Source organism: Arthrobacter sp. MAHUQ-56, assembly GCF_019710585.1.
Taxonomy (GTDB): Bacteria; Actinomycetota; Actinomycetes; order Actinomycetales; family Micrococcaceae; genus Arthrobacter.
In genome coordinates this window covers 553266-579134 of sequence record NZ_JAIFZQ010000020.1, presented here as the reverse complement: position 1 = coordinate 579134, position 25869 = coordinate 553266, and the positions used below count along the sequence as shown (strand labels likewise).

At 64.5% G+C, this 25869-nt stretch carries 19 protein-coding genes; 3 read left to right on the top strand and 16 right to left on the bottom strand.

From position 1 onward, the window contains the following. Nucleotides 1-9: 9 nt before the first annotated feature. The 4 genes from rplW to rpsJ are packed head-to-tail and all read right to left on the bottom strand — an operon-like array spanning nucleotide 10 to nucleotide 1913. Complete coding sequence (gene rplW / locus K4G53_RS15035; RefSeq protein ID WP_221386467.1) at nucleotides 10-315, bottom strand: 50S ribosomal protein L23; 306 nt, start codon at nucleotides 313-315, stop codon at nucleotides 10-12. Beyond that, nucleotides 312-932 (bottom strand): 50S ribosomal protein L4, encoded by a 621-nt coding sequence (gene rplD, locus K4G53_RS15030; protein ID WP_221386466.1) that lies wholly within the window; start codon nucleotides 930-932, stop codon nucleotides 312-314. The genes rplW and rplD overlap by 4 nt, the downstream gene beginning before the upstream one ends. Before the next feature lie 4 nt (nucleotides 933-936). Next, nucleotides 937-1587 carry a 50S ribosomal protein L3 gene (rplC, locus tag K4G53_RS15025; RefSeq protein ID WP_013601833.1) on the bottom strand — a complete coding sequence of 217 codons (651 nt, stop codon included), beginning with the start codon at nucleotides 1585-1587 and terminating at the stop codon, nucleotides 937-939. A gap of 17 nt (nucleotides 1588-1604) precedes the next feature. Then, nucleotides 1605-1913 carry a 30S ribosomal protein S10 gene (gene rpsJ, locus K4G53_RS15020; RefSeq protein ID WP_003803825.1) on the bottom strand — a complete coding sequence of 103 codons (309 nt, stop codon included), beginning with the start codon at nucleotides 1911-1913 and terminating at the stop codon, nucleotides 1605-1607. Between the two features lie 397 nt (nucleotides 1914-2310). On the opposite strand from rpsJ, the gene K4G53_RS15015 reads away from it, so the two are divergent. Further along, a complete protein-coding gene (locus K4G53_RS15015; protein ID WP_221386939.1) occupies nucleotides 2311-3768 on the top strand; it encodes a GH1 family beta-glucosidase in 1458 nt (485 codons plus the stop codon). A 28-nt stretch (nucleotides 3769-3796) separates the two neighbouring features. Here K4G53_RS15015 and K4G53_RS15010 read toward each other — a convergent pair whose 3' ends face one another. From K4G53_RS15010 to K4G53_RS14970, 10 genes are all read right to left on the bottom strand, one after another. Then, on the bottom strand, nucleotides 3797-5047 hold the full coding sequence (locus tag K4G53_RS15010) for an Nramp family divalent metal transporter (RefSeq protein WP_221386465.1): 1251 nt from the start codon (nucleotides 5045-5047) through the stop codon (nucleotides 3797-3799). A 108-nt stretch (nucleotides 5048-5155) separates the two neighbouring features. Then, nucleotides 5156-5281, bottom strand: a complete 126-nt coding sequence (locus tag K4G53_RS21355) for a hypothetical protein (protein ID WP_260323617.1) — start codon at nucleotides 5279-5281, stop codon at nucleotides 5156-5158. A gap of 29 nt (nucleotides 5282-5310) precedes the next feature. Next, nucleotides 5311-9498, bottom strand: a complete 4188-nt coding sequence (locus tag K4G53_RS15005; RefSeq protein WP_221386464.1) for a hypothetical protein — start codon at nucleotides 9496-9498, stop codon at nucleotides 5311-5313. Between the two features lie 150 nt (nucleotides 9499-9648). Next, a complete protein-coding gene (gene tuf, locus K4G53_RS15000; RefSeq protein ID WP_013601835.1) occupies nucleotides 9649-10839 on the bottom strand; it encodes an elongation factor Tu in 1191 nt (396 codons plus the stop codon). A 258-nt stretch (nucleotides 10840-11097) separates the two neighbouring features. Next, nucleotides 11098-13212: an elongation factor G gene (gene fusA / locus K4G53_RS14995; protein WP_221386463.1), complete on the bottom strand. Its 2115-nt coding sequence runs from the start codon at nucleotides 13210-13212 to the stop codon at nucleotides 11098-11100. Nucleotides 13213-13281: 69 nt separating this feature from the next. Further along, nucleotides 13282-13752: a 30S ribosomal protein S7 gene (gene rpsG / locus K4G53_RS14990; protein WP_003803829.1), complete on the bottom strand. Its 471-nt coding sequence runs from the start codon at nucleotides 13750-13752 to the stop codon at nucleotides 13282-13284. A 1-nt stretch (nucleotide 13753) separates the two neighbouring features. Then, entirely contained in the window at nucleotides 13754-14128 is a 375-nt protein-coding gene (gene rpsL / locus K4G53_RS14985) for a 30S ribosomal protein S12 (protein ID WP_009358312.1), read from the bottom strand. A 389-nt stretch (nucleotides 14129-14517) separates the two neighbouring features. Then, complete coding sequence (locus K4G53_RS14980; RefSeq protein ID WP_221386462.1) at nucleotides 14518-18417, bottom strand: DNA-directed RNA polymerase subunit beta'; 3900 nt, start codon at nucleotides 18415-18417, stop codon at nucleotides 14518-14520. Nucleotides 18418-18515: 98 nt separating this feature from the next. Next, a complete protein-coding gene (gene rpoB / locus K4G53_RS14975; protein WP_141942688.1) occupies nucleotides 18516-22025 on the bottom strand; it encodes a DNA-directed RNA polymerase subunit beta in 3510 nt (1169 codons plus the stop codon). A 302-nt stretch (nucleotides 22026-22327) separates the two neighbouring features. Continuing rightward, nucleotides 22328-22783 carry a hypothetical protein gene (locus K4G53_RS14970; protein WP_221386461.1) on the bottom strand — a complete coding sequence of 152 codons (456 nt, stop codon included), beginning with the start codon at nucleotides 22781-22783 and terminating at the stop codon, nucleotides 22328-22330. A 230-nt stretch (nucleotides 22784-23013) separates the two neighbouring features. On the opposite strand from K4G53_RS14970, the gene K4G53_RS14965 reads away from it, so the two are divergent. Next, entirely contained in the window at nucleotides 23014-24213 is a 1200-nt protein-coding gene (locus K4G53_RS14965; protein ID WP_221386460.1) for an acetyl-CoA C-acetyltransferase, read from the top strand. Beyond that, a complete protein-coding gene (locus K4G53_RS14960; protein WP_221386459.1) occupies nucleotides 24213-24710 on the top strand; it encodes an aminoacyl-tRNA deacylase in 498 nt (165 codons plus the stop codon). Before K4G53_RS14965 ends, K4G53_RS14960 begins: the two co-directional genes overlap by 1 nt. Nucleotides 24711-24766: 56 nt before the next feature. Here K4G53_RS14960 and rplL read toward each other — a convergent pair whose 3' ends face one another. Both rplL and rplJ read right to left on the bottom strand, forming a co-directional pair. After that, nucleotides 24767-25144, bottom strand: coding sequence for a 50S ribosomal protein L7/L12 (gene rplL, locus K4G53_RS14955; RefSeq protein ID WP_018769123.1), 378 nt, complete (start codon nucleotides 25142-25144; stop codon nucleotides 24767-24769). A 78-nt stretch (nucleotides 25145-25222) separates the two neighbouring features. Then, a complete protein-coding gene (gene rplJ, locus K4G53_RS14950) occupies nucleotides 25223-25804 on the bottom strand; it encodes a 50S ribosomal protein L10 (RefSeq protein ID WP_221386458.1) in 582 nt (193 codons plus the stop codon). Between the last annotated feature and the right edge of the window lie 65 nt (nucleotides 25805-25869).

Sequence of the window (25869 nt, the reverse complement as noted above, 5' to 3'; positions counted from 1 at the left end):
TGGTCTCCGCTACGAGAGCGGACCGCCGAAGATGTCGATGGTGCCTTCTTTGAGGGTGACAATCGCACGCTTGGTGTTCTTGCGGGTACCCCATCCGAATTTGGTGCGCTTGCGCTTACCGGCACGGTTGATGGTGTTGATCGATTCGACCTTGACGGAGAAAATCTTCTCCACGGCCAGCTTGATCTCGGTCTTGGTCGAACGGGGGTCCACCAGGAAGGTGTACTTGCCCTCGTCGATCAGGCCGTAGCTCTTTTCCGACACGACGGGTGCAAGCACGACGTCGCGGGGATCCTTGATGGTGGCTGCACTCACTTGGCATCCTCCTCGTTCTTAGCTGCCTTAGCGGCAACGAATGCGTCGTAAGCAGCCTTGGTGAAGACAACGTCATCAGAGACGAGAACGTCGTAGGTGTTCAGCTGGTCTGCGTACAGAACGTGAACGCCGGCGAGGTTGCGCACGGACAGTGCAGCCACGTCGTTGTCGCGCTCGATGACGACCAGCAGGTTCTTGCGCTCGGAAACACCCTTGAGCGTTGCCAGAGCGGTCTTGGCGGACGGCTTGTCGCCTGCCACCAGCTCGGAGACAACGTGGATGCGGCCGTTGCGGGCCCGGTCAGACAGTGCGCCGCGCAGAGCAGCAGCAATCATCTTCTTGGGGGTGCGCTGGCTGTAGTCACGCGGGGTGGGACCGTGGACAATGCCACCGCCGGTCATGTGCGGAGCACGGATGGAACCCTGACGGGCGCGGCCGGTGCCCTTCTGCTTGAACGGCTTGCGTCCTGCACCGGAAACTTCAGCGCGGGTCTTGGTCTTGTGGGTACCCTGGCGAGCAGCAGCGAGCTGGGCAACGACAACCTGGTGCAGCAGCGGCACGTTGGTCTGGACGTCGAAGATCTCTGCAGGCAGGTCAACCTGGACAGTGTTAGCCATTGGACTAGGCTCCCTTCACGGCGGTGCGTACGAGGACGACCTGGCCGCGGGCGCCGGGGACGGCACCCTTGATAAGGAGCAGCGACTTCTCGACGTCAACCGCGTGGACCGTGAGGTTCAGCGTGGTGTGACGAACGGCGCCCATGCGGCCGGCCATTTTCATGCCCTTGAAGACGCGGCTCGGGGTGGATGCGCCACCGATTGAACCGGGCTTACGGTGGTTCTTGTGGGCACCGTGGGAAGCTCCAACGCCGTGGAAGCCGTGACGCTTCATAACACCGGCGAAGCCCTTACCCTTGGTGGTGCCGATGACGTCGATCTTCTGGCCGGCTTCGAAGACCTCTACGGAGAGCTCCTGGCCCAGCTCGTACTCAGCAGCGTCTGCGGTACGGAGTTCGACGACGTGACGGCGAGGCGTGACGCCTGCCTTTTCAAAGTGACCAGCCAGCGGCTTGGTGACCTTGCGGGGATCGATCTGGCCGTAGCCGATCTGAACGGCGACGTAGCCATCGGCCTCAGCGTTGCGCAGCTGGGTGATGACGTTCGAGTCTGCCTGGACCACAGTGACGGGGATGAGCTTGTTGTTCTCGTCCCAGACCTGGGTCATGCCGAGCTTCGTGCCCAGCAGGCCCTTTACGTTACGGGTTGCGGTCATAGTTTCTCAGCACCTCCCTACAGCTTGATTTCGATGTTCACGTCGGCCGGCAGGTCGAGACGCATGAGCGAGTCAACAGCCTTCGGCGTGGGATCGATGATGTCGATAAGACGCTTGTGCGTGCGCATTTCAAAGTGCTCGCGGCTGTCCTTGTACTTGTGCGGAGAGCGGATGACGCAGTACACGTTCTTCTCCGTGGGCAGCGGCACGGGGCCCACTACCGTTGCGCCTGCGCGCGTGACCGTCTCAACGATCTTCCGTGCTGAAACGTCAATGACCTCGTGGTCGTATGACTTCAGCCGGATGCGGATTTTTTGTCCCGCCATGTCGCCTGACTCTCTTTCAGTCTGTGCTTCCCCTGGTTAGGGCTGCCCTGTTCACTTACTCGTTGTATGGCTGCCGAAGCATTTGAGGTCGTAACCACCATCCGCCGCACAAACTGAATCCGGATAAATCCGGGTTCCTCACCTTGCCGGCGCAACCGACCCCCGCGGTCGGGCGTGTCGCGCTCAACACGCATACAAATCCGCAAGTCCATTGGGGTGGGTTATGTTTGGTCTTCAACTTGGACCCTGCACCCGGCATTATCCGGATCGGGACGCGAAGAAGCGCTTGAACAACTCATCTAGTATGCCGGAAATCCGCGGCAGATGCGAATCGGTGCTGGCAGGGGCCCTGCGGCCGGCCATTGCCGTGGCCGCGAACGCGCTGGATGATAGGGGCATGACCCTGGAAGGCACCGAATCCGTGACGGAACTGGCCGGGCGCGTGCCGGCGTCGTTCACCCTGGGCGTCGCGGCAGCGGCGTTCCAGATAGAAGGCGCAGTCACAGACGGCGGCCGGGGGCCGTCCGGCTGGGATGCTTTTGCCGAGAAGCCAGGAGCGATTATTGGCGGGCACTCCCCCGCCGTCGCGTGCGACCACTACAACCGGCTGCCGGAGGACGTGGCCCTGCTCAAGGAGCTGGGCGTCGACTCGTACCGGTTCTCGCTGTCCTGGCCGCGCATCCAGCCTGACGGCCAGGGCAGCCTCAACAGCGAGGGCCTTGATTTCTACGACCGCCTGATCGACCAGCTGCTCGAGGCCGGCATCTCCCCCATGGCCACCCTTTACCACTGGGACACGCCGCTGCCGCTGGAGCACCGGGGCGGCTGGCTGCACCGGGACACCGCCGAACGGTTCGGCGAGTATGCCCGGGCGGCAGGTGAGCGGTTTGGTGACCGGGTGGCGCAGTGGGTGACCCTGAATGAGCCGGTCTCCGTCACCCTGAACGGCTACGCCCTGGGCGTGCATGCCCCCGGCCGGAAACTGATGTTCGACGCCCTTCCCTCGATCCACCACCAACTCCTTGCCCACGGACTCGGGGTGCAGGCACTGCGCGCCGCCGGAGTGGCAGGCGGCATCGGTGTGACCAACCTGCATGCCCCCGTCCGCCCCGCCAGCCGCAAACCCGGCGACAGGCTGGTGGCACACCTCTACGACCTGCTGATGAACAGGATCTATGCCGACCCGGTCCTGCTGGGACGCTACCCGTCGCTGCCGCTGTACGCACGGCCGTGGCTCCGCTCCATGGGCCGGATTTCAGATGCGGACCTTCGAACTATCCACCAGCCGTTGGATTTCTACGGGCTGAACTACTACTTCCCGGTCAAGGTGGCACTGGGCCCGGGCATAACCCCGATTCCGGCAAACACCCACCAGGAATTGGCCCGGCTGCCCTTCCATGAGGTGGGGTACCCGGACCACGGCAGCACGGGGTTCGGCTGGCCGGTAGCGCCGGAGTACCTCGGGACGCTCCTTGCCGAGATGCGCGACCGCTACGGCGACGCCCTTCCGCCGGTGTACATCACCGAAGGCGGGGCCAGCTTCCCCGAGCCGGACCGCGTCTCCGGAACGCTGGAGGACGACGACCGCGTGGGTTACCTGGCATCGCACCTTCGTGCCGCACTGGATTCCACCGCGCCTGGCGGCGCCGCAGAAGGCGTGGACCTGCGGGGCTACTACGTGTGGACCCTGATGGACAACTTCGAATGGGCGGCCGGCTATTCGCAGCGCTTTGGCCTGGTGCACGTCGACTTCGAGACCCTGGAACGGACACCGAAGCGGTCCTTCTACTGGTACCAGGCGCTCTCCCGGGCCAGGGGCGCCGGGGCCGCCTCCGGCAGCGCTGCGGCCGGATAGCGCGGCCGAATAGGGCGTAGCCGCCTGGTCAGGCTTGCCCGAGCACGGTGAGGAAGATCAGGACGCAGTTCAGGCCTACGATCAGCGTGGCGCTGGTCCATCCCGCGATGCGCAGGGGCCGGGAGTCCGTGTGGATTCCCATGATTTTGCGGTCGCCCGTCAGCCGGATCAGCGGCACCAGGGCGAAGGGGATACCGAAGCTGAGGAGGACCTGGCTCAGGACCAGGGCGAGGGTTGGTTCAATGCCCGCTCCCAGCACCAGCAGCGCCGGAATCAGGGTGACGAGCCGGCGGGTCAGCAAGGGGACGCGCAGCTTCAACAGTCCGCCCATGATGGTGGCACCGGCGTAGCATCCCACGGACGTGGAGGCCAGCCCGGATGCCAGCAGGCCAATGGCAAACACGACGCCGATGACGGGGCCCAGTGCCGACGTGACGGCTGCGTGCGCCCCGGCGATGGTGTCGGTGCCTTCGACGCCGCGGAGGCTGGAGGCGGCGAGCAGCAGCATGGCGATATTCACGACGCCGGCGAGCAGCAGGGCGCCGGCGACGTCAAAGCGGGTGGCACGGATCAGCCGCGTCCTGACTGCCGGGTCCTCCGAGAAGCCGTGGCGGTCCCGGGCCAGGGCTGAGTGCAGGTAGATGGCGTGGGGCATGACCGTGGCACCCAGCATGCTGGCAGCCAGCAGGACGGTGTCCGTTCCCTCGAACCGGGGCACGAGGCCGGCCAGGGCACTGCTTCCATCGGGCGGACTGACGAACAGGCCACTGACGAACCCGACGGCGATTACGCCGAGCAGGGTCAAAATGGCGAGTTCGAACGATTTCTGGCTGCGATGGGACTGCAGGGTAAGCAGCAGCATCGATGCCACGCCAATGATGACGCCACCCGTCAGCAGGGGGAGGCCAAAGAGCAGGTTGAGGGCAACGGCTCCGCCGATGACCTCAGCCATGTCCGTTGCGCCGGCAACGATCTCTGCCTGCGCCCAATAGGCACGGCGGCCGCGGGTGCCCAGCCGTTTGCCCAGGATCTCCGGCAGGCTCATCCCGGTGGCGAGCCCCAGCTTCGCGGACTGGTATTGCACCAGTACGGCCATGGCATTTGCCGCGACCAGGACCCAGACGAGCAGGTAACCGAAGCTGGCCCCTGCCGTGAGGTTGGCGGCAACGTTGCCTGGATCGACGTAGGCGATGGCCGCGACAAAGGCGGGTCCGAGCAGCAGGAGCCGGGACCAGACCCTGGATGAGGCGGGGCGCGCCTGCATTGTTGAAACAGCCATCAGTGGTCCTCGTCGTCGGGGGCGGTGATATGACGAGGATACCGTTAATTTAGGCGCACCGAAAACTCTGTTGCAGGCTTACCGGCAGATGTGTGTCCAGGCAGTAGGCTACATGTTTTTGTTGGCCCTGTTGATCCGCTTGGCACGGTCAATTTCGTGGCGGAAATACCTCTTGGTCCAGAACACGCCTGCCACTACGGCAACCGCGATAATCAGGAAAATCAGCCATCCCATGATGAGCTCCTCTCAGTGCTGCAACAGTATCAGGGGCGGGTTCCGGCGCGGCCTTGGCCGCCCTCCCCACCCGGGTTGTCCGTGCTGCGGTTCAGCCGCCAGACGGCGAAGGCAATGAGCCCGACGGCGATAAGTGCCAGCAGCGCGAAGGTGTACTGGCGCATGGCCCACAGAATGCAGGCGGCCACGCCGGCGGCACCCCACCGGACGAAGATCCGGTCCCCGAGCGCCAGTCCAGCGGCGAGCAGTATGGCAAGGCATGCCAGGACCCACAGCTGCTGGCCGCCGCTGCCCCCGAAGAGGACCCCCAGTCCGGACACTGTGAGCAGGCCTGCGGACGCAGCAGCGAGAGACCTGCCGATTGCCGCATAACCGCCCAGGTAGCGGAGGCCGGAAAGGACAGCGCCCAGCACGACGTACCACTGCGCCACCCAGAAACCGTCCGGGAGCCGTGCCCCGAACCGGGCAACCCCGCCGCCTGCCCCATCGAGCTGGAAAATCGCCGCGCGCTGGATGAACGCGACAAGAACAGCAACCCCCACTTCCGCCACCGCACGGCGGGCCCTTGGCGGTGCTTCCCTGGAGGCAACCGCAACGACGAGGACAAAAGCGGCAGCTGCCGTCCAGGCCGTCGCATCCCATGGCAGTCCGGCCAGCGCGGCGGCAGCATAGCCGAGGAGGGCCGCCCCTGCCAGCGCCCGGGCCCGGACGTTTGCGGCTCCTTGGCCGCCCGCAACACGTCCCGCGAAAGAAATGAGCCGGACGCAGTACATCACCGCTGCCGCCGCACCGGGTCCTGCCAGCCACGGGAGGTATGTCCCCCAGGCACCCTGGTGGTCCCCGAAAGCAACCGATGCGGCCATGAAGGCACCCGCAAGGAATGCTCCTGCCGCAGGTGCGTACAGGACGGCCCACCCTTCCACATGGGAAGCGGTAAAGCACACCGCCGCCAGCGCCAGGACCGCAACACCGGGAACCCAGTCCGCGGCAAGTTGTCCAAGCAGCAGTGCGGCAGCCACGAACGATCCCGCGGAAACGAGCCACAGCCAGTGTTCCGCGCCGGCTCCGGTTCCGATCCGCTGGTGCAGCATGCCGGCTGCTGTTGCCGCAAGGCCAAGCAGAATCAGCATCAGGGACGTCCCCGTATACGAGAGGACAGGTTCGTCGCCAAAGGGCGGCAGAGGGCTGAGGGAGAGCACGGCGCCCAGCACTGCGTAGTGCCCCAGGTAGAGCGCACCGAGTGCTGCAAACAGACGGCGGGCGGCGACGACCGAAGCCAGCAGCAGTGCGAATTCCAGGTAGAGCACCCAGCGCCCGCCGCCGCTGTGCGGGTCCGCCGCGTGCTGAACGGCATAGGCAACTGGCAGCAGCGCCTGGCCCGCAAGCGTGATCCAGACAGCAGCCTGCTGGAACGGAACCTCTGCCAGCCGGAACCGCATCACCCAACGGATGGCGTGCTGCGCCGCCAGAACCAGGGACAAGGTGACCGAGACCGCGGTGGGCGAGGCGGTGAGGTCGTAGCTGAACACCCCCGCCAGGCATGCGGTCAGGGCCCGCGCAGCCACGAAGTACCAGCCCTTGGCAGCCCGCCCGGCTGAACCCACGACCATGATCCCGGCGAACACGGCGTAGACGCCCAGCACGATTTCCAGCAGCGGCGCGTCGTTGGCGGAAAGGACGGCCAGGACCAGGAACGTCACAGGTGCATACCACACGGCGCCCGCCCCGCGCCTTAGCACGTAGCCGGCCCACGCCGCGGAGACGGCGGCCACTCCCACGATGAGCGGGTGCTGCCAGTTCCCGGCGGACAAGAGGCTTCCTGTCAGGGGACCTGCCGCTGCACAGGATGCCAACTGCAGGAGAAGGACCACCCCGGCGTCGATCCGGACACCCCGGGGAGCCTGTCCGTGGATGAAAGCGCGCAGCGGAAAGACCAACTGTGCTCCCAGCGCGGTGGCCAGCACCACGGCCGGGTCAAGCACTTCACCGGCAATGATGGGCCTCCCGGAACCCTCGGCAAGCTGTTCAAAGGCCGTGAGGACCAGTAGGGTGCCGGCACCCCGGGACATCCACCAGTAGCTCCAGCGGTGCTGGACGGCCGGCAGCCTGAGGGCACAGGCAGCAAGGTATGCCAGCAACATCAGCAACGCGAAGTTGCCGCTCTCCAGGCCGAGAACCTCGAAGGCGAAGGCAATGAGCAGGACAGCAACAACGGGCGGCAGGAGTTCGCCCACGGTGGGGCGCCAGGCATCGTCCCGGCCCACGCGCGGCAGCAGCGCAAGCCCTGCCGTCAGCACTGCCGCCAGATGAATGAAGGTTGCTGCCAAGGTCAGCGAAGCGCCTGTCCCGGTGTCTGCAGCAGAAAGGCTGTAAAGGCTGGCTACCCCGAGGACCATGTACCCCGCCAGGGTCGCCTGCGGCGCGAGGGTGCGCCGCCCGTACCGCTCCAGCGCAGCCGAAAGCAGCTGCTGGGCTAGGGCAGCCAGCACAAGGCTGAACCATACGGCACGGTCCTGGCCAGGGCCGTCGGTCACCGCGGCAACCACCGCCGGTGCCGCCAGGGTGGCAGCCGCCCGGGCGCCGAACACCATCAAATGCCGGAGGGCTCCTTCAGCCAGGCGGCCACGTACCAGCCAGAACAGGCCGGCGGCCGCCAGCAGCCCGGCCAGAGTGCCTTCTCCGAGCTGGTGGCTGAAGATTCCGGCCAGCACCAATGCCGCGGCGGGAGCTGCCTCGGCGCTTCCGCCCAGCTTGGCAGCGATGACGGCGCCCGTTACCAGGGCAAGGAGGAACACCATCCGGAAAGGCAGCTCCCCCGCCTGCACGTCGAAGGAAAACATGGCCCCGACCAACTCGTTCATTGCGTAGGCAGCGGTAAACAGAAGCTGTGCAACGAATGTTGACAACGCATCAAGCCGCCACCATCGCCGCGCAGGCCGGGCATCGCCGTCGGACGGGTGCGTGGGTGGCGGGCCCGCCGGAGGCGCCGGCGCGCCGGGCTCAGGACCCACTTGGGCGGAGGGCACGGCACTCCGGAACCAAACATCGAGGCGGCCCGCGCCGAACGCAAGCGCGCACGACTGAAGGGCCAGCAAGCCGGCCACCGTCAGCAAAGCGTCACTCCCCTGCCCGGTCATGGCCCAGATGGTGGTGGCCGCCGCAACAGTAAGCGCGGCCCGCGCACCGTAAAAGTAGCGGAGCCGGGACCGGCCGGAGGAAACGGCCGCCAATAGGGCGAAGTAAACCCCGCATAATCCAAGGATGAGCGCGTACTCGGCCTTGGCCAGGAGCACCGGGCAGAACGTTGCCACCATGGCAACCGCCGGAACCAGGTAGGGGTGAAGCGTGGCAAGTGGCCGCACATAAACCGGCGGCAGCCAACCGGGACGCACCATGGAAAGAACCGTGACGGACACGGCCACGGCAATCATGACGACGAAATACCAGACGAGCGCCGCGCCCAGCACAGACACTCCCGACCATGCCGACGACACCACGAACGTCAATGAGAGGTAGACCAGGATCCGGCTTTCCAGGCGCAGCGCGGCAGCTGCATACGCGGCCGTTCCAACCAGCGACGTGGCCAGCCAGGCCCCGGGCCCGTTGTGCCACGCGAAGTTGTACAGCGCCAGCCCTGCGACGGGAACAAGGGCAAGCCCTGTGCCCGCGAAAGCCACGGCGGCGGGCCGAAGCCGCTCCACCCGGGCGTGGAGGCCAAGGCCCAGCCCGTAGAACAACCCGGCTACGACCGTGACCCCGGCGAACCGCAGCAAGGGCGGGAGCCCCGTTCCGATGAACAGCGCAGCCGCCGCAACCAGGAGAAGGCTGGCCACGTAAAGGGTCACGTTGATGTTTTGGCGGTCCCTGCGTTCGCGGCGCGCCTGCTGCTCCGCCGGTGACAGTGCCGGCCGGACCGGAGGCTTGGGCGGGCGGGCGGCAACGGGTCGGTCCGCCGGCCGCGTGGTGGCGGGGGTCGCCGCGTGAATAGCGGCCGGATCCCGGGGCTGCGGCTGCGAACGCTGCGGAACCGCACGTGGTGGTGCCGCAGCCGGTGGCCAGGATGGAACCGGCAGGGTTGCGGCATGGGGTGGAGGCGCCACCGGACGCTGTTCCGTCGGACCCGGTGCGGCCTGGAGATCGGCCATCCTCGCCATGGCGTCCATCCAGCCCTGCAGGTGCCCGGCACGGTACCCCGCCTCGTACGCTTCGTCAGTCACGCCTGACCCCCTCCAAGATAAGCAGCACCATCCGCAATATGTCCAACGACTTTAGTAAAGATAGCAAAAGAAAACCCCGCTGCATGCAGCAGCGGGGTTTTCTGTGGATTACCTGCGGCCGGAGCCCGGCAGATCCGTGATCAGCAAGTACTACTTGATGATCTTGGTAACGCGTCCCGAACCAACGGTGCGGCCGCCTTCGCGGATTGCGAAGCCGAGGCCCTCTTCCATAGCGATGGGCTGGATGAGCGCAACGGTCATCTCAGTGTTGTCGCCAGGCATAACCATTTCCGTGCCCTCGGGCAGGGTGATGACGCCGGTTACGTCCGTGGTACGGAAGTAGAACTGCGGGCGGTAGTTGGAGTAGAACGGGTTGTGACGTCCGCCTTCGTCCTTGGAGAGGATGTAGACGTTGGCCTCGAAGTCGGTGTGCGGGGTGATGGAACCCGGCTTGACGACAACCTGGCCACGCTCGACATCGTCGCGCTTCAGACCACGGAGCAGCAGGCCACAGTTCTCGCCGGCCCATGCTTCGTCGAGCTGCTTGTGGAACATCTCGATACCGGTAACCGTGGTCTTCTGGACCGGGCGGATACCGACGATCTCGACCTCAGAGTTGATGGCGAGGGTTCCACGCTCGGCGCGGCCCGTCACAACGGTGCCACGGCCGGTGATGGTGAAGACGTCCTCGATCGGCATCAGGAACGGCTTGTCGCGGTCACGTACGGGGTCCGGAACGGACTCGTCGACCGCAGCCATCAGGTCCTCAACGGACTTGACCCACTCGGGGTCGCCTTCCAGGGCCTTCAGGCCGGAAACGCGAACGACCGGAGCGTTGTCGCCATCGAAGCCCTGCGAGCTCAGGAGCTCACGAACTTCCATTTCGACGAGGTCGAGGAGTTCTTCGTCCTCAACCATGTCAGCCTTGTTCAGCGCGACCAGCAGGTAGGGAACACCAACCTGGCGGGCGAGCAGAACGTGCTCGCGGGTCTGAGCCATCGGGCCGTCGGTAGCGGCAACCACGAGGATTGCGCCGTCCATCTGGGCAGCACCGGTGATCATGTTCTTGATGTAGTCAGCGTGGCCGGGGGCGTCAACGTGTGCGTAGTGACGCTTCTCGGTCTGGTACTCCACGTGGGAGATGTTGATGGTAATACCGCGCTGACGCTCTTCGGGTGCAGAGTCGATCGACGCGAAGTCACGCTTCTCGTTGAGATCCGGGTACTTGTCGTACAGCACCTTGGAAATGGCGGCCGTCAGCGTCGTCTTACCGTGGTCAACGTGACCAATGGTGCCGATGTTGACGTGCGGCTTAGTCCGCTCGAACTTTGCCTTTGCCACAGGTTCCTCCTAGAACGTTTTCAAATAACTTGCCCTCCAGCCGCGCTTGTCGCGGTAGAACTCAGGCAAGTCTACTTGGGGGCTTTGGATTGGTGAAATTGCAGATTCAGGAACTAATACTAATCCGCTGAGCCTGTTCGTGCAGGGGCCGGAACCGGCTTGCCGGATGACTCCGACCGGCCCGGCCGCCTGCACCGGGTGCGTTGGCCCGTGGAGGCCTGCACACCCGAGGTGTTCGCTTTGAAAGTCCGGAAAGGACTACTCGCCGCGGGACTTCTGGATGATCTCGTCGGCAACTGCCTTCGGGACCTCGGCGTAGCTGTTGAAGGTCATGGAGTACACCGCGCGGCCCTGGGTCTTGGAGCGCAGGTCGCCGATGTAGCCGAACATGCCGGACAGCGGCACGTGGGCACGGACAACCTTGACGCCGGCTGCATCTTCCATGGACTGCATCTGGCCACGGCGGGAGTTGAGGTCGCCGATAACGTCACCCATGTATTCCTCAGGGGTACGCACCTCGACATCCATCAGCGGTTCAAGCAGAACAGGGTTCGCCTTGCGCGCAGCTTCCTTGAAAGCCATGCGGCCGGCGATCTTGAACGCCATTTCCGAGGAGTCAACATCGTGGTAGGCGCCGTCAAGCAGCGTTGCCTTGATGCCGACAACAGGGTAGCCAGCCAGGACGCCGTCGTTCAGTGCGTCCTGGATACCAGCGTCAACAGACGGGATGTATTCGCGCGGAACGCGGCCACCGGTGACCTTGTTCTCGAACTCGTACAGCTCGCCCTCGGCGGTGTCCAGCGGCTCGATGGCAATCTGGACCTTTGCGAACTGGCCCGAACCACCGGTCTGCTTCTTGTGCGTGTAGTCGTGCTTCTCGACTGCGCGCTTGATGGTTTCGCGGTAAGCAACCTGCGGCTTGCCAACGTTGGCCTCAACCTTGAATTCGCGGCGCATGCGGTCCACCAGGATGTCCAGGTGGAGCTCGCCCATGCCGGCGATGATGGTCTGGCCGGTGTCTTCGTTGAGGGACACCTGGAAAGTGGGGTCCTCAGCGGAGAGCTTCTGGATGGCGGTGGAGAGCTTCTCCTGGTCACCCTTGGTGTTCGGCTCGATGGCCACGGAGATCACGGGCTCGGGGAAGCTCATGGACTCCAGGACGATCTGGTTGTTGGCATCGCACAGGGTGTCACCGGTGGTGGTGTCCTTCAGGCCGATGGCTGCGTAGATGTGGCCAGCGGTGGCTGCCTCGACCGGCATTTCCTTGTTGGCGTGCATCTGGAACAGCTTGCCGATGCGCTCCTTCTTGCCCTTGGTGGAGTTGACCACCTGGGCGCCGGATTCCACGTGACCGGAGTACACGCGGATGAAGGTGAGCTGGCCGAAGAAGGGGTGCGCCGCAATCTTGAACGCCAGAGCGGAGAACGGCTCGTCGGCTGAAGGCTTGCGGGTCAGTTCCTTCTCTTCGTCCTTCGGATCGTGACCGATCATCGGAGGAACGTCGAGCGGGTTCGGCAGGTAATCAACAACTGCGTCAAGCATCGGCTGGACGCCGCGGTTCTTGAAGGCGGAGCCACAGAACACGGGGTACAGCTCGGAGTTGATGGTCATCTTGCGGATGCCGGCCTTGAGCTCGTCGATGGTGAGCTCTTCACCTTCGAGGTACTTCTCCATGAGTTCCTCGGAGGCCTCGGCAACCGTCTCAACGAGGTTGGCGCGGTATTCTTCGGCCTTCTCCTTGAGGTCCGCGGGGATCTCCTGGATTTCGTACTTGGCACCCATGGTCACGTCGCCCTTGGCGTCGCCCGGCCAAACCAGGGCGCGCATGTAGAGCAGGTCGACGACGCCGACGAAGTCGTTCTCGGCACCGATCGGCAGCTGCATGACCAGCGGCTTGGCACCGAGGCGGCTGATGATGGTGTCTACGGTGAAGTAGAAGTCAGCACCGAGCTTGTCCATCTTGTTGACGAAGCAGATACGCGGAACGTTGTACTTGTCAGCCTGGCGCCACACAGTCTCGGACTGCGGCTCAACACCTTCCTTGCCGTCGAACACGGCAACTGCACCGTCGAGGACGCGCAGGGAGCGCTCAACCTCAACCGTGAAGTCCACGTGGCCGGGGGTGTCGATGATGTTGATCTGGTTGTTTTCCCAGAAGCAGGTCACGGCGGCAGACGTGATGGTGATGCCGCGTTCCTTTTCCTGTTCCATCCAGTCGGTGGTCGAAGCGCCGTCGTGCGTTTCGCCGATCTTGTGGTTCACACCCGTGTAGAACAGGATGCGCTCGGTTGTGGTGGTCTTGCCGGCATCAATATGGGCCATGATGCCGATGTTGCGGACCTTACTAAGGTCGGTAAGCACGTCCTGTGCCACGGGGTCTCCTTTTGGGATGGACTACGCGTTCGCCGCCGGCTCGGTTGAGCCGGCGGCGTCCGGGGAGTATTACCAGCGGTAGTGTGCGAAGGCCTTGTTGGACTCGGCCATCTTGTGGGTGTCTTCGCGACGCTTCACAGCGGCACCGAGACCGTTGGACGCATCCAGGATTTCGTTCTGGAGACGCTCGGTCATCGTCTTTTCGCGGCGGGCCTTGGAGTAGCCAACCAGCCACCGCAGGGCGAGGGCGGTGGAGCGGCCCGGCTTGACCTCAACCGGAACCTGGTAGGTGGCGCCACCGACGCGGCGGCTGCGGACCTCAAGCGAAGGCTTGACGTTGTCCATGGCCTTCTTCAGGGCTGCAACGGGGTCGCCGCCGGACTTGGCGCGTGCGCCTTCGAGTGCACCGTAGACGATGCGCTCGGCCGTGGACTTCTTGCCGTCAACGAGCACCTTGTTGATGAGCTGGGTTACCAGCGGGGAACCGTAAACCGGATCCGAAACGAGCGGCCGCTTGGGGGCCGGACCCTTGCGAGGCATATTACTTCTTCTCCATCTTTGCGCCGTAGCGGCTGCGGGCCTGCTTACGGTTCTTCACACCCTGGGTATCAAGGGCGCCACGGACGATCTTGTAGCGGACACCCGGGAGGTCCTTCACACGACCACCGCGAACGAGCACAATGGAGTGCTCCTGCAGGTTGTGGCCAACACCGGGGATGTAGGCGGTAACTTCCACGCCGCCGTTGAGGCGCACACGTGCCACCTTACGCAGAGCCGAGTTCGGCTTCTTCGGGGTGGTGGTGTAGACGCGGGTGCAGACACCGCGGCGCATGGGGCTGCCCTTAAGCGCGGGAGCCTTGGTCTTTGAGACCTTAGGCGTGCGGCCCTTGCGGACCAGCTGGTTAATCGTAGGCACTCTCGTGTTCTCCGTTTTATCCGGAGTGGCTGTTTCCGGCCACTCTCCTGTTGCGTTGCCCCGCCGCCCGGGCCTTGAAGAAGCTCTCCAGGGCGGCGAAGGCGAAGCCTTTAATAGTCGGATCGCACACCGGGGCGGGACGTAATTTCCCGCAGTTCCCTAGGCATGCAAAAATGTGGCATACGTTGCACAAGAACCCTGCAAACCGGAAACGTCGCTCTGGTCCAGCCTTTCAGCTGATACCGGCGCACTCATCCACTGCCACAATAACAATTGGTAACCAGTCTAGCATGGACAGGCTCCATGCCTTAATCGGCGGGTTAAACGAAGGGATGGACCCCCACCTTGCGGTGCGGGACCATCCCTCGTCAGGCGTCAACCGTCAGTGGTTACCGGAAGTCGTTGCCCAGGTCGTAGTCATCCAGCGGGATGGCGTGGAACTCAGGTGCTCCGTCGCCGCCCAGGGTGTCGTACGAGAAGTCACTGAACGCGCTGGGGCCGGTGAACAGGTTGGCCTTTGCTTCTTCAGTGGGCTCCACGGTGACCTCGGTGTAGCGCGGCAGGCCCGTGCCGGCCGGGATCAGCTTACCGATGATGACGTTTTCCTTCAGGCCCAGCAGCGGATCGCTCTTGCCTTCCATGGCCGCCTGCGTCAGGACGCGGGTGGTCTCCTGGAAGGATGCTGCGGACAGCCAGGACTCGGTGGCCAGCGACGCCTTGGTGATGCCCATGAGTTCAGGACGTCCGGAAGCCGGAGTCTTGCCCTCGGACACAACGCGGCGGTTGGCATCCTCGAAGCGGCTGCGCTCGGCGAGCTCGCCGGGCAGCAGGTCCGATTCGCCGGACTCGATGACCGTGACGCGGCGCAGCATCTGGCGGACGATAACCTCGACGTGCTTGTCGTGGATACCGATGCCCTGGCTGCGGTACACGCCCTGGACCTCGTCCACCAGGAACTTCTGTGCCGCACGCGGACCCATGATGCGCAGGACCTGCTTGGGATCGACCGGGCCGTTGATGAGCTTCTGGCCGACGGTGACGTGGTCGCCGTCTTCGATCAGCAGGCGGGAACGGCGCAGGACCGGGTAAGCGATCTCTTCCGATCCGTCATCCGGGGTGATGACCAGGCGCATCTGGCGCTCGGACTCTTCGATGGTGATGCGGCCGGCTGCTTCAGCAATCGGGGCAACACCCTTCGGAGTACGGGCTTCGAAGAGCTCCTGGATACGGGGCAGACCCTGGGTGATGTCGTCGCCGCCGCCGGCGGAGACAGCACCACCGGTGTGGAACGTACGCATGGTCAGCTGGGTACCGGGCTCACCGATGGACTGTGCGGCGATGATGCCCACGGCCTCGCCGATGTCCACGGTCTTGCCGGTGGCCAGCGAACGGCCGTAGCACAGGGCGCAGGTGCCGACGCTGGACTCACAGGTGAGTACGGAGCGGACCTTGACCTCGGTGATGCCTGCCTTGAAGAGCTCGTCGATAACGACGTCGCCGCAGTCGGTGCCGGCTGCCGCGAGGACGTTGCCTTCGGAGTCCACGACGTCGACAGCCAGCGTACGTGCGTACGCGCTGTTCTCGACGTTCTCGTCCAGGACAAGCTCACCGTTGGAGTCGGCGACGGCGATCGGCGTGACCAGGCCGCGTTCGGTGCCGCAGTCCTCTTCACGGACGATGACGTCCTGCGAGACGTCCACCAGGCGACGGGTCAGGTAACCCGAGTTGGCGGTACGCAGGGCGGTGTCGGCCAGCCCCTTACGGGCACCGTGCGTGGCGATGAAGTATTCCAGCACCGACAGGCCCTCGCGGTAGGAGGACTTGATGGGGCGCGGGATGATCTCACCCTTCGGGTTGGCCACCAGGCCACGGATACCCGCGATCTGGCGGACCTGCATCCAGTTACCACGTGCACCGGAGGACACCATGCGGTTGATCGTGTTCATCGGGGACAGGCTCTCGCGCATCACCGAGGCGATGTCGTTGGTGGCCTTGTTCCAGATCTCGATCAGTTCCTGGCGGCGCTCGTCGTCGTCGATCAGGCCCTTGTCGTACTGGCCCTGGATCTTGGCGGCGCGCTCTTCGTACCCGGCAAGGATTTCCGGCTTGGCGGCCGGAACTTCGATGTCGGAGATGGCGACGGTGACGCCCGAACGGGTGGCCCAGTAGAAACCGGCATCCTTCAGGTTGTCCAGCGTGGCAGCGGTGACAACCTTCGGGTAGCGCTCGGCGAGGTCGTTGACGATGCGGGACAGTTCGCCCTTGTCGGCTACGGCCTCAACCCACGGGTAGTCCTCGGGCAGGGTCTCGTTGAAGAGGACCTGGCCCAGGGAGGTCTGGACGAGCGCGGGCTGGCCCGGCTCCCAGCCTTCGGGTGCTTCCCAGCCGGCGTACGGAACGAAGCCTTCGAGGCGGATCTTGACCTGCGAGTTCAGGTGCAGCTCGCGGGCATCGAACGCCATGATGGCTTCCGAGACCGAACCGAAGATGCGGCCTTCACCGGCTGAACCCTTGCGCTTGGTGGTCAGGTGGTAAAGGCCGATGATCATATCCTGCGACGGCAGGGTGACCGGGCGTCCGTCAGAGGGCTTCAGGATGTTGTTCGAGGACAGCATCAGGATGCGGGCCTCAGCCTGGGCCTCGGGGCTCAGCGGCAGGTGGACTGCCATCTGGTCGCCGTCGAAGTCGGCGTTGAACGCGCCACAAACCAGCGGGTGCAGCTGGATTGCCTTGCCTTCAACAAGCTGCGGCTCGAACGCCTGGATGCCCAGGCGGTGCAGGGTGGGTGCACGGTTGAGCAGCACCGGGTGTTCGGTGATGATCTCTTCGAGCACGTCCCACACCTGCGGGCGGTAGCGCTCCACCATCCGCTTGGCCGACTTGATGTTCTGGGCGTGGTTGAGGTCAACCAGGCGCTTCATCACGAACGGCTTGAAGAGCTCCAGGGCCATCTGCTTGGGCAGGCCGCACTGGTGCAGCTTCAGCTGCGGGCCGACGACGATGACCGAACGGCCGGAGTAGTCGACGCGCTTGCCGAGGAGGTTCTGGCGGAAACGGCCCTGCTTGCCCTTGAGCATGTCGCTCAGGGACTTCAGCGGACGGTTGCCCGGACCGGTGACGGGGCGGCCGCGGCGGCCGTTGTCGAAGAGGCTGTCAACAGCTTCCTGCAGCATGCGCTTCTCGTTGTTGACGATGATCTCCGGAGCACCCAGGTCAAGCAGGCGCTTGAGGCGGTTGTTGCGGTTGATCACGCGGCGGTACAGGTCGTTGAGGTCGGAGGTCGCGAAGCGGCCACCGTCCAGCTGGACCATGGGGCGCAGTTCCGGCGGGATCACCGGGACGGCGTCGAGGACCATGCCAAGCGGGCTGTTGTTGGTGGTCAGGAACGCGTTGACCACCTTCAGGCGCTTGAGGGCACGGGTCTTGCGCTGGCCCTTGCCGTTGGCGATGACGTCGCGCAGGGCCTCGGACTCGGCCTGCATGTCGAAGTTCTCAAGGCGCTTCTTGATGGCCTCGGCACCCATGGAGCCTTCGAAGTACATGCCGTAGCGGTCGCGCAGTTCGCGGTACAGGCCTTCGTCGCCTTCGAGGTCGGCGACCTTCAGGTTCTTGAAGCGGTCCCAGACCTGCTCGAGGCGCTCGATGTCGGCGTCGGCACGCTTGCGCACGTTGGCCATCTGGCGGTCGGCGGAGTCGCGGGCCTTCTTCTTGTCGGCAGCCTTGGCGCCTTCGCCCTCGAGGCGGGCGATTTCGCCTTCGAGGTCGCGGGCGATCGCGGCGATGTCGGCGTCGCGGTTGTCGATCAGCTGCTTCTTCTCGATGTCGTGCTCAACCTGCAGGTTGGGCAGTTCCTCGTGGCGGGCAGCCTCGTCGACGCTGGTGATCATGTAGGCGGCGAAGTAGATGACCTTTTCGAGGTCCTTCGGTGCCAGGTCAAGGAGGTAGCCCAGGCGGGACGGAACACCCTTGAAGTACCAGATGTGCGTGACGGGAGCGGCGAGCTCGATGTGGCCCATGCGCTCACGGCGGACCTTGGCGCGGGTGACTTCGACGCCACAGCGCTCACAGATGATGCCCTTGAAGCGCACGCGCTTGTACTTGCCGCAGTAGCATTCCCAGTCCCGGGACGGGCCGAAGATCTTCTCGCAGAAGAGGCCGTCCTTCTCGGGCTTGAGCGTGCGGTAGTTGATGGTTTCCGGCTTCTTAACCTCGCCGTACGACCAGCCGCGGATGTCTTCCGCGGTGGCGAGGCCGATCTGCATGAGGCCGAAGGAGGATTCGCTGGACATATGGTCCCTGTTCTCTCTTGTTCTCTAAATTCTGAAGTCTTGGGTGCGGGATGAGGAAGGAGGACGACGGCGGGCGCGGCCCGCCGTCGTCGGACTCCTTAGACCTCTTCTACGGAGCTGGGCTCTGCACGAGACAGATCGATGCCCAGTTCCTCCGCAGCCGTGAAGACTGCGTCATCAGAGTCACGCATTTCAATTGTGGTTCCGTCCGTGGAAAGCACTTCCACGTTCAGGCACAGCGACTGCATTTCCTTGATCAAGACCTTGAAGGATTCGGGAACGCCCGGCTCGGGGATGTTCTCGCCCTTGACGATGGCTTCGTAGACCTTCACGCGACCGTGGATGTCGTCAGACTTGATCGTGAGGAGTTCCTGGAGCGTGTAGGCGGCGCCGTAGGCTTCGAGCGCCCACACTTCCATTTCACCGAAGCGCTGACCACCGAACTGCGCCTTACCACCCAGCGGCTGCTGCGTGATCATGGAGTAGGGACCGGTGGAGCGTGCGTGGATCTTGTCGTCCACCAGGTGGTGGAGCTTCAGGATGTACATGTAGCCGACCGAGATCGGATCCGGGAACGGCTCGCCGGAGCGGCCGTCAAACAGGCGGGTCTTGCCGGAGGAGTTGATCAGGCGGTCACCGTCGCGGGTCACGTTGGTGGAGTCCAGCAGGCCCGTGATTTCCTCTTCGCGGGCACCGTCGAACACCGGCGTGGCAACAGTGGTGGGACCACTCTCGCGCGGCAGGTTCGGCAGCTGCTTGACCCACTCGGGCTCGCCCTCGATCTTCCAACCGGTCTTGGCAACCCAGCCGAGGTGCGTTTCGAGCACCTGGCCCACGTTCATACGGCCCGGAACACCCAGCGGGTTCAGGACGATGTCGACGGGGGTGCCGTCGGCAAGGAAGGGCATGTCCTCGACGGGCAGGATCTTGGAGATAACACCCTTGTTGCCGTGGCGGCCGGCGAGCTTGTCGCCGTCGGTGATCTTGCGCTTGGCGGCCACGTAGACGCGGACCAGCTGGTTGACGCCCGGGGGCAGCTCGTCGTCGTTGTCGCGGTCGAAGACGCGCACGCCGATGACCGTGCCGGACTCGCCGTGGGGAACCTTCAGGGACGTGTCACGCACTTCGCGGGACTTCTCGCCGAAGATGGCGCGCAGCAGGCGCTCTTCCGGGGTCAGTTCGGTTTCACCCTTCGGGGTGACCTTTCCGACCAGGATGTCCCCTGCTTCAACCTCGGCACCGATGTGGATGATGCCGCGCTCGTCCAGTCCTGCGAGGACTTCCTCGGACACGTTGGGGATGTCACGGGTGATTTCCTCGGCACCAAGCTTGGTGTCGCGGGCATCGATCTCGTGCTCCTCGATGTGGATGGAGGAAAGGACGTCCTCGGCAACGATGCGCTGCGAGAGGATGATGGCGTCCTCGAAGTTGTGGCCTTCCCATGACATGAATGCCACGAGCAGGTTCTTGCCCAGTGCGAGTTCACCCTGGTCCGTTGCCGGGCCGTCGGCGATGATGCCGCCGACTTCCAGGCGCTGGCCCTCGTTGACGAGCACACGGTGGTTGTAGCAGTTGCCTTGGTTGGAGCGGGCGAACTTGTTGATGCGGTAGTTGGTCTCGGTGCCGTCGTCGTTGAGCATGATGACGAGTTCGGCGGAAACCTCGGTGACCACACCGGCCTTCTTGGCGATGACAACGTCACCGGCGTCGACGGCGGCGGCGCGCTCCATGCCGGTGCCCACGAACGGAGCCTCGGAACGGACCAGCGGCACAGCCTGGCGCTGCATGTTGGCACCCATGAGTGCGCGGTTGGCGTCGTCGTGCTCGAGGAACGGGATCAGGGCGGTTGCCACGGACACCATCTGGCGCGGGGAAACGTCCATGAACTCGACGTCCTCGGCCGGAACCAGGACAGGCTCGCCTCCACCACCACGGGCACGGACCAGGACGGTGTCCTCGGCGAACTTGTTGTTCTCGTCCAGCGGCGCGTTGGCCTGGGCGATCAGCACCTCGGCCTCGTCGTCGGCCGTCAGGTACTGGACGTCGTCGGAAACAACGCCGTCCTTGACCAGGCGGTACGGGGTCTCGATGAAGCCGAACGGGTTGATGCGTCCGTAGGATGCCAGCGAACCGATCAGACCAATGTTGGGGCCTTCAGGGGTTTCGATGGGGCACATACGTCCGTAGTGGGACGGGTGCACGTCACGGACTTCCATGCCGGCGCGGTCACGGGACAGACCGCCGGGGCCCAGGGCCGACAGGCGGCGCTTGTGGGTCAGGCCCGAGAGCGGGTTGTTCTGGTCCATGAACTGCGACAGCTGGGACGTTCCGAAGAACTCCTTGATGGCTGCAACCACGGGGCGGATGTTGATCAGGGTCTGCGGCGTGATGGCCTCGACGTCCTGGGTGGTCATCCGCTCGCGGACAACGCGCTCCATGCGGGACAGGCCGGTGCGGACCTGGTTCTCGATGAGCTCGCCGACGGCGCGGATACGGCGGTTGCCGAAGTGGTCGATGTCGTCGATTTCGACGCGCAGGTCCACTTCCTGGCCATCGCGGGTGCCCTTGATGGTCTTCTCGCCGGCGTGCAGCGCGACGAGGAACTTGATCATGGCAACAATGTCTTCAACGTGCAGGACAGAGGCTTCCTTGTCGCCAAGGGAGCGGTCGATGCCCAGCTTGCGGTTGATCTTGTAGCGGCCAACCTTGGCCAGATCGTAGCGCTTGGAGTTGAAGTACAGGTTGTCCAGCAGGGACTGGGCAGCCTCGACGGTGGGCGGCTCGCCCGGACGCAGCTTCCGGTAGATGTCCAGCAACGCGTCTTCGCGGGTCTCGGTGGCGTCCTTCTCCAGGGTTGCCCGCATGGAGTCGTACTGGCCGAACTCTTCGAGGATCTGGCCTTCGGTCCAACCCAGGGCCTTCAGCAGGACGGTGACCGACTGCTTGCGCTTGCGGTCAAGGCGCACGCCGACCTGGTCGCGCTTGTCGATCTCGAGCTCGAACCAGGCGCCGCGGGACGGGATGATCTTGGCGGTGAAGATGTCCTTGTCGCTGGTCTTGTCAGCGGCACGCTCGAAGTAGGCGCCCGGGGAACGGACCAGCTGGGAGACGACGACACGCTCGGTGCCGTTGACCACGAAGGTGCCCTTCTCAGTCATCAGCGGGAAGTCGCCCATGAACACGGTCTGCTGCTTGATTTCGCCCGTGTTGTTGTTCATGAACTCGGCCTTGACGTACAGCGGAGCCGAGTACGTTGCGTCCCGGTCCTTGCACTCGGCCATGGTGTACTTGGGGTCGGCGAACTCCGGATCGGAGAAGCTCAGGGACATGGTGCCCTGGAAATCCTCGATCGGGGAGATCTCTTCGAAGATGTCCGACAGGCCGGACGTGGTGGCGACGCTGAGATCGTTTTCTTCGACAGCCTTTGCCACGCGTGCCTGCCAGCGCTCATTGCCGACCAGCCAGTCAAAGCTGTCTGTCTGCAGGGCAAGCAGATTCGGAACGTCAAGAGGTTCGTGAATCTTTGCGAATGAGAGCCGGCGAGTGGCACCATCAGTGCTGTCGGCGGTGTTAGCGGTTTCGTTATTAGAGGTGCTCGAGGCGACCAAGAGGGATCCTTCCACAGACCTTCAGGCGTTTTCAGATCTCCCCCGCTGTGCACCCTGCGAAGTGACTCCGCAGCGCTACCATCCGGTTCCGCTATATGACCCGGGGCCCGAACTGGCTATGCTGTGACGTTGTTACGGCACGTTAATAGCCAGCTGCCAGGCAAAGCCCACCGCTATATGAAGGCTGAAGGTAAACAGGGAAGACGCAAATATCTACGATACGGCAAAACAACCTATGTGTCTACCCCACATCGGCCCGGATTGCAAGCACTGGTTTTTCCGGACTGCTTCCGGAGTGGCCGCTACAGCCGCAGGGTAACGCCCTCCGACGTGCATGCTGCGGAGTTCGCGAAGACAGCGTCCCTGACGGCATCCTGGGATTCCTGTGCCGGCCTGCCGCCGGACGCGGCGGTCGAGGAGTGGTCGATGGCAAGAAGGCTGAGGGAGGCAAACAGGCCCTGGAGGTCGCCGGTTACGGTGTCCTTGGCATCCTGGGCCTTGAGGTAAACGTCCTCATAGCCTTTGGCATCCGTAGGCGAAACGGCGGCATAGTCCGCCACCAGCTTGTTGAACAGCTCGCAGGCTTCCCTGGTTCCGGTTGCCTTCGCGGTGGCACCCGACGTGACAGGGCTGCTGCTTTCGGCAACCGCGGACGGGGCCGCCGCCCGGGAGGAATCCGCCGGGGCCGGGGCGGACACGGAACAACCCGCCAATGCGGCGCTGGCGGCAACAGCCGCCGCGGCAATGCCCCTCTTCATATCTTTGCTCCGTCCGTCAAGACTGCGGACTTGGCGTCCCCCTGCAAATACTTCCGCCGTCCACCCTACGCAAACGGCCGCCGTCGTGCACACCGCCGACGATGGGGACCTCTCCCCCGGGTCGCTGCAGGCCGGAATGCCGCCGCCCGCCCGGGCGTTTGAATAGATGGGTGACCAGGGTCACGATAGCCTTGGTGGCTTACACCGGAACCGGAGCGAAAGAGATAACCATGGGCAACTCTCCTGACAGCACCGACGTTGTCATCCTCGGGGCAGCGCGTACCCCGCAGGGCCGCATCAACGGGCAACTGGCGAGCCTGACGGCGGTGGACCTCGGGGCCCACGCGATCAAGGCTGCGCTGGCAGCAAGCGGCGTCGACGCCGCCGACGTCGAAACCGTGATCATGGGCCAGGTCCTGCAGGCCGGCGCCGGCCAGAACCCGGCGCGGCAGAGCTCCATCGGGGCCGGCATTGGCTGGAACGTGCCCGCGGTGACGGTGAACAAGGTGTGCCTCTCGGGGCTGACCGCAGTGATCGACGCGGCACGGATGATCCGCGCCGGCGAAGTATCGGTGGCGGTCGCCGGCGGCCAGGAATCGATGAGCCGGGCGCCACACCTGCTGCCCGGATCACGCCAGGGCTGGACCTACGGCTCCATCCAGGCGCTCGACGCTGCCGCCCATGACGGGTTGACCGATGCCTTTGATGGGCAGTCGATGGGGCTCTCCACCGAGACGCGGAACCTGACGCTGGGCATCGACCGGACTTCGCAGGACAACGTCGCGGCGCAGTCGCACCAGCGGGCTGCCCTGGCGGCGAAGAACGGAACGTTCGACGGCGAGATCGCACCGATCAGCGTCAAGCAGCGGAAGGGCGACGCCGTGGTGGTGGACACCGACGAAGGCGTCCGCCCCAACACCTCGGTGGAGTCCCTGGCCGGCCTGCGGGCGGCATTCGTCACCGACGGCACCATCACGGCCGGCAATTCCTCTCCCCTGTCCGACGGCGCCGCCGCCCTGGTACTCGCCTCCCGTGGATACGCGGAGGAGCACGGGCTGGACTACCTGGCAGTGGTCGGCAAGCCGGGCCAGGTGGCGGGTCCGGACAACTCCCTGCATTCCCAGCCCTCGAACGCCATCATGGACGCGCTGGCAAAGGCCGGCTGGGCCACGGGCGACCTCGACTTCATTGAGATCAATGAGGCGTTCGGCTCGGTGGCGGTCCAGTCCCTCAAGGACCTGGACTACCCGCTGGAGAAGTGCAACATCCATGGCGGCGCCATCGCCCTGGGCCACCCCATCGGTGCCTCCGGTGCCCGGCTCGCGGCCCATGCCGCCCATGAACTGAAGCGCCGCGGAACGGGCAAGGCTGCGGTGTCCCTTTGCGGCGGCGGCGGGCAGGGCGAAGCGCTCCTGCTGTACCGCGACTGATGGCGGGCGTATCCGGAAACAGGACGGACGGCGTCGGGCGGGAACGCTTCCTGGCCGACGCCGCCGCGCGCGGCCTGCGGGTAGACGTGGTGGAACGTCCGGCTGCGAAGAGCCTTGAGGAGGCCGCCGGCATCCTGGGCATCAGCCCCGCGGACATCGTCAAATCCCTCGTGGTCAAGCACAAGGACGGGACGTTCCTGTTCGCCCTGGTGCCCGGGGACCGGCAGATCTCCTGGCCCAAGCTGCGGGCCCTCCTGGGAGTTAACAGGCTCTCCCTGCCGCCGGCCGATGTCGCACTTGAGGCGACCGGTTACGAGCGGGGCACCATTACCCCGCTGGGGAGCACCACCGCGTGGCCGGTTTACGCTGACGCCACCATCACCGGACGCCGGATCTCCATGGGCGCCGGCGCCCACGGCTACAGTGCGTTTGTCGACGCCGACGCCCTGACCGAGGCGCTGGACGCCGTCGTCGCGGATATTTCGGACCCCGCCTGAAACGCAGGAAACCCCGCCCACCGGAGTGGACGGGGTTTCCTGGGGAAAAGGCGTTGTTACTTGAGGGTAACGGTGGCGCCTGCAGCCTCGAGCTGCTCCTTGGCCTTCTCGGCAGCTTCCTTGTTGGCGCCTTCGAGGACAGCCTTGGGGGCACCGTCAACCAGGTCCTTGGCTTCCTTGAGGCCGAGGGAGGTGATGGCGCGAACTTCCTTGATGACTGCGATCTTCTTGTCGCCGGCAGCTTCGAGGATGACGTCGAAGTCGGTCTTCTCTTCAACCTCTTCAGCAGCTCCGCCACCGGCGGGGCCGGCAACTGCAACAGCAGCGGCGGTAACTTCGAAGGTCTCTTCGAAGAGCTTGACGAACTCGGAGAGCTCGATGATGGTCAGTTCCTTGAAAGCTTCAATGAGCTCTTCGTTGCTGAGCTTCGCCATGGTAGGCGTCCTTCCTGTTGTTGGTGTCCGAACGGCGTGGAGCCGGACCGGCACCGGAGTCTGGTGGGGTAAAGAGAATTAGTTCTCTTCGGCAGCGGGAGCTTCGGCGGCAGCGTCAGCTTCAGCGGCAGGGGCTTCTTCAGCGGCGGGCGCTTCGGCAGCTGCCGGTGCACCGTTCTCTTCTTCAAGCTTGAGGCGCAGTGCGTCGATGATGCGTGCAGCTGCGGCGGCAGGTGCCTTGAGGACGCCTGCAACCTTGGCGAGCTGCAGCTCGCGGGACTCGAGGGCAGCCAGTGCGGCAACCTCGCTGGCGTCCAGTGCCTTGCCCTCGAAGTAACCGGTCTTGATGACCAGCTGCTTGTTGGCCTTGGCAAAATCCGTCAGGCTCTTGGCAGCGGCAACTGCGTCACCCTTGATGAACGCGATTGCAGTGGGGCCGGCAAGCTGGCCGTCGAATGCTTCGACGCCGGCTTCCTTGGCTGCAATGGCGGTCAGGGTGTTCTTGACGACCGCGAACTTGGTGTCCTGGCCGAGAGAAACACGCAGCTGCTTGAGCTGTGCAACGGTGAGCCCGCGGTATTCGGTCAGGACAGCGGCGTTCGATTCCTTGAAATCGTTAGTGATCTCAGCTACTGCTGAAACCTTGGTAGGCGTTGCCATAACCCTCCTTCCGGGGATAGTGCCGGTATTCGACGGTCCCCGCTCCAGAGAGCTAAAACTAAAAA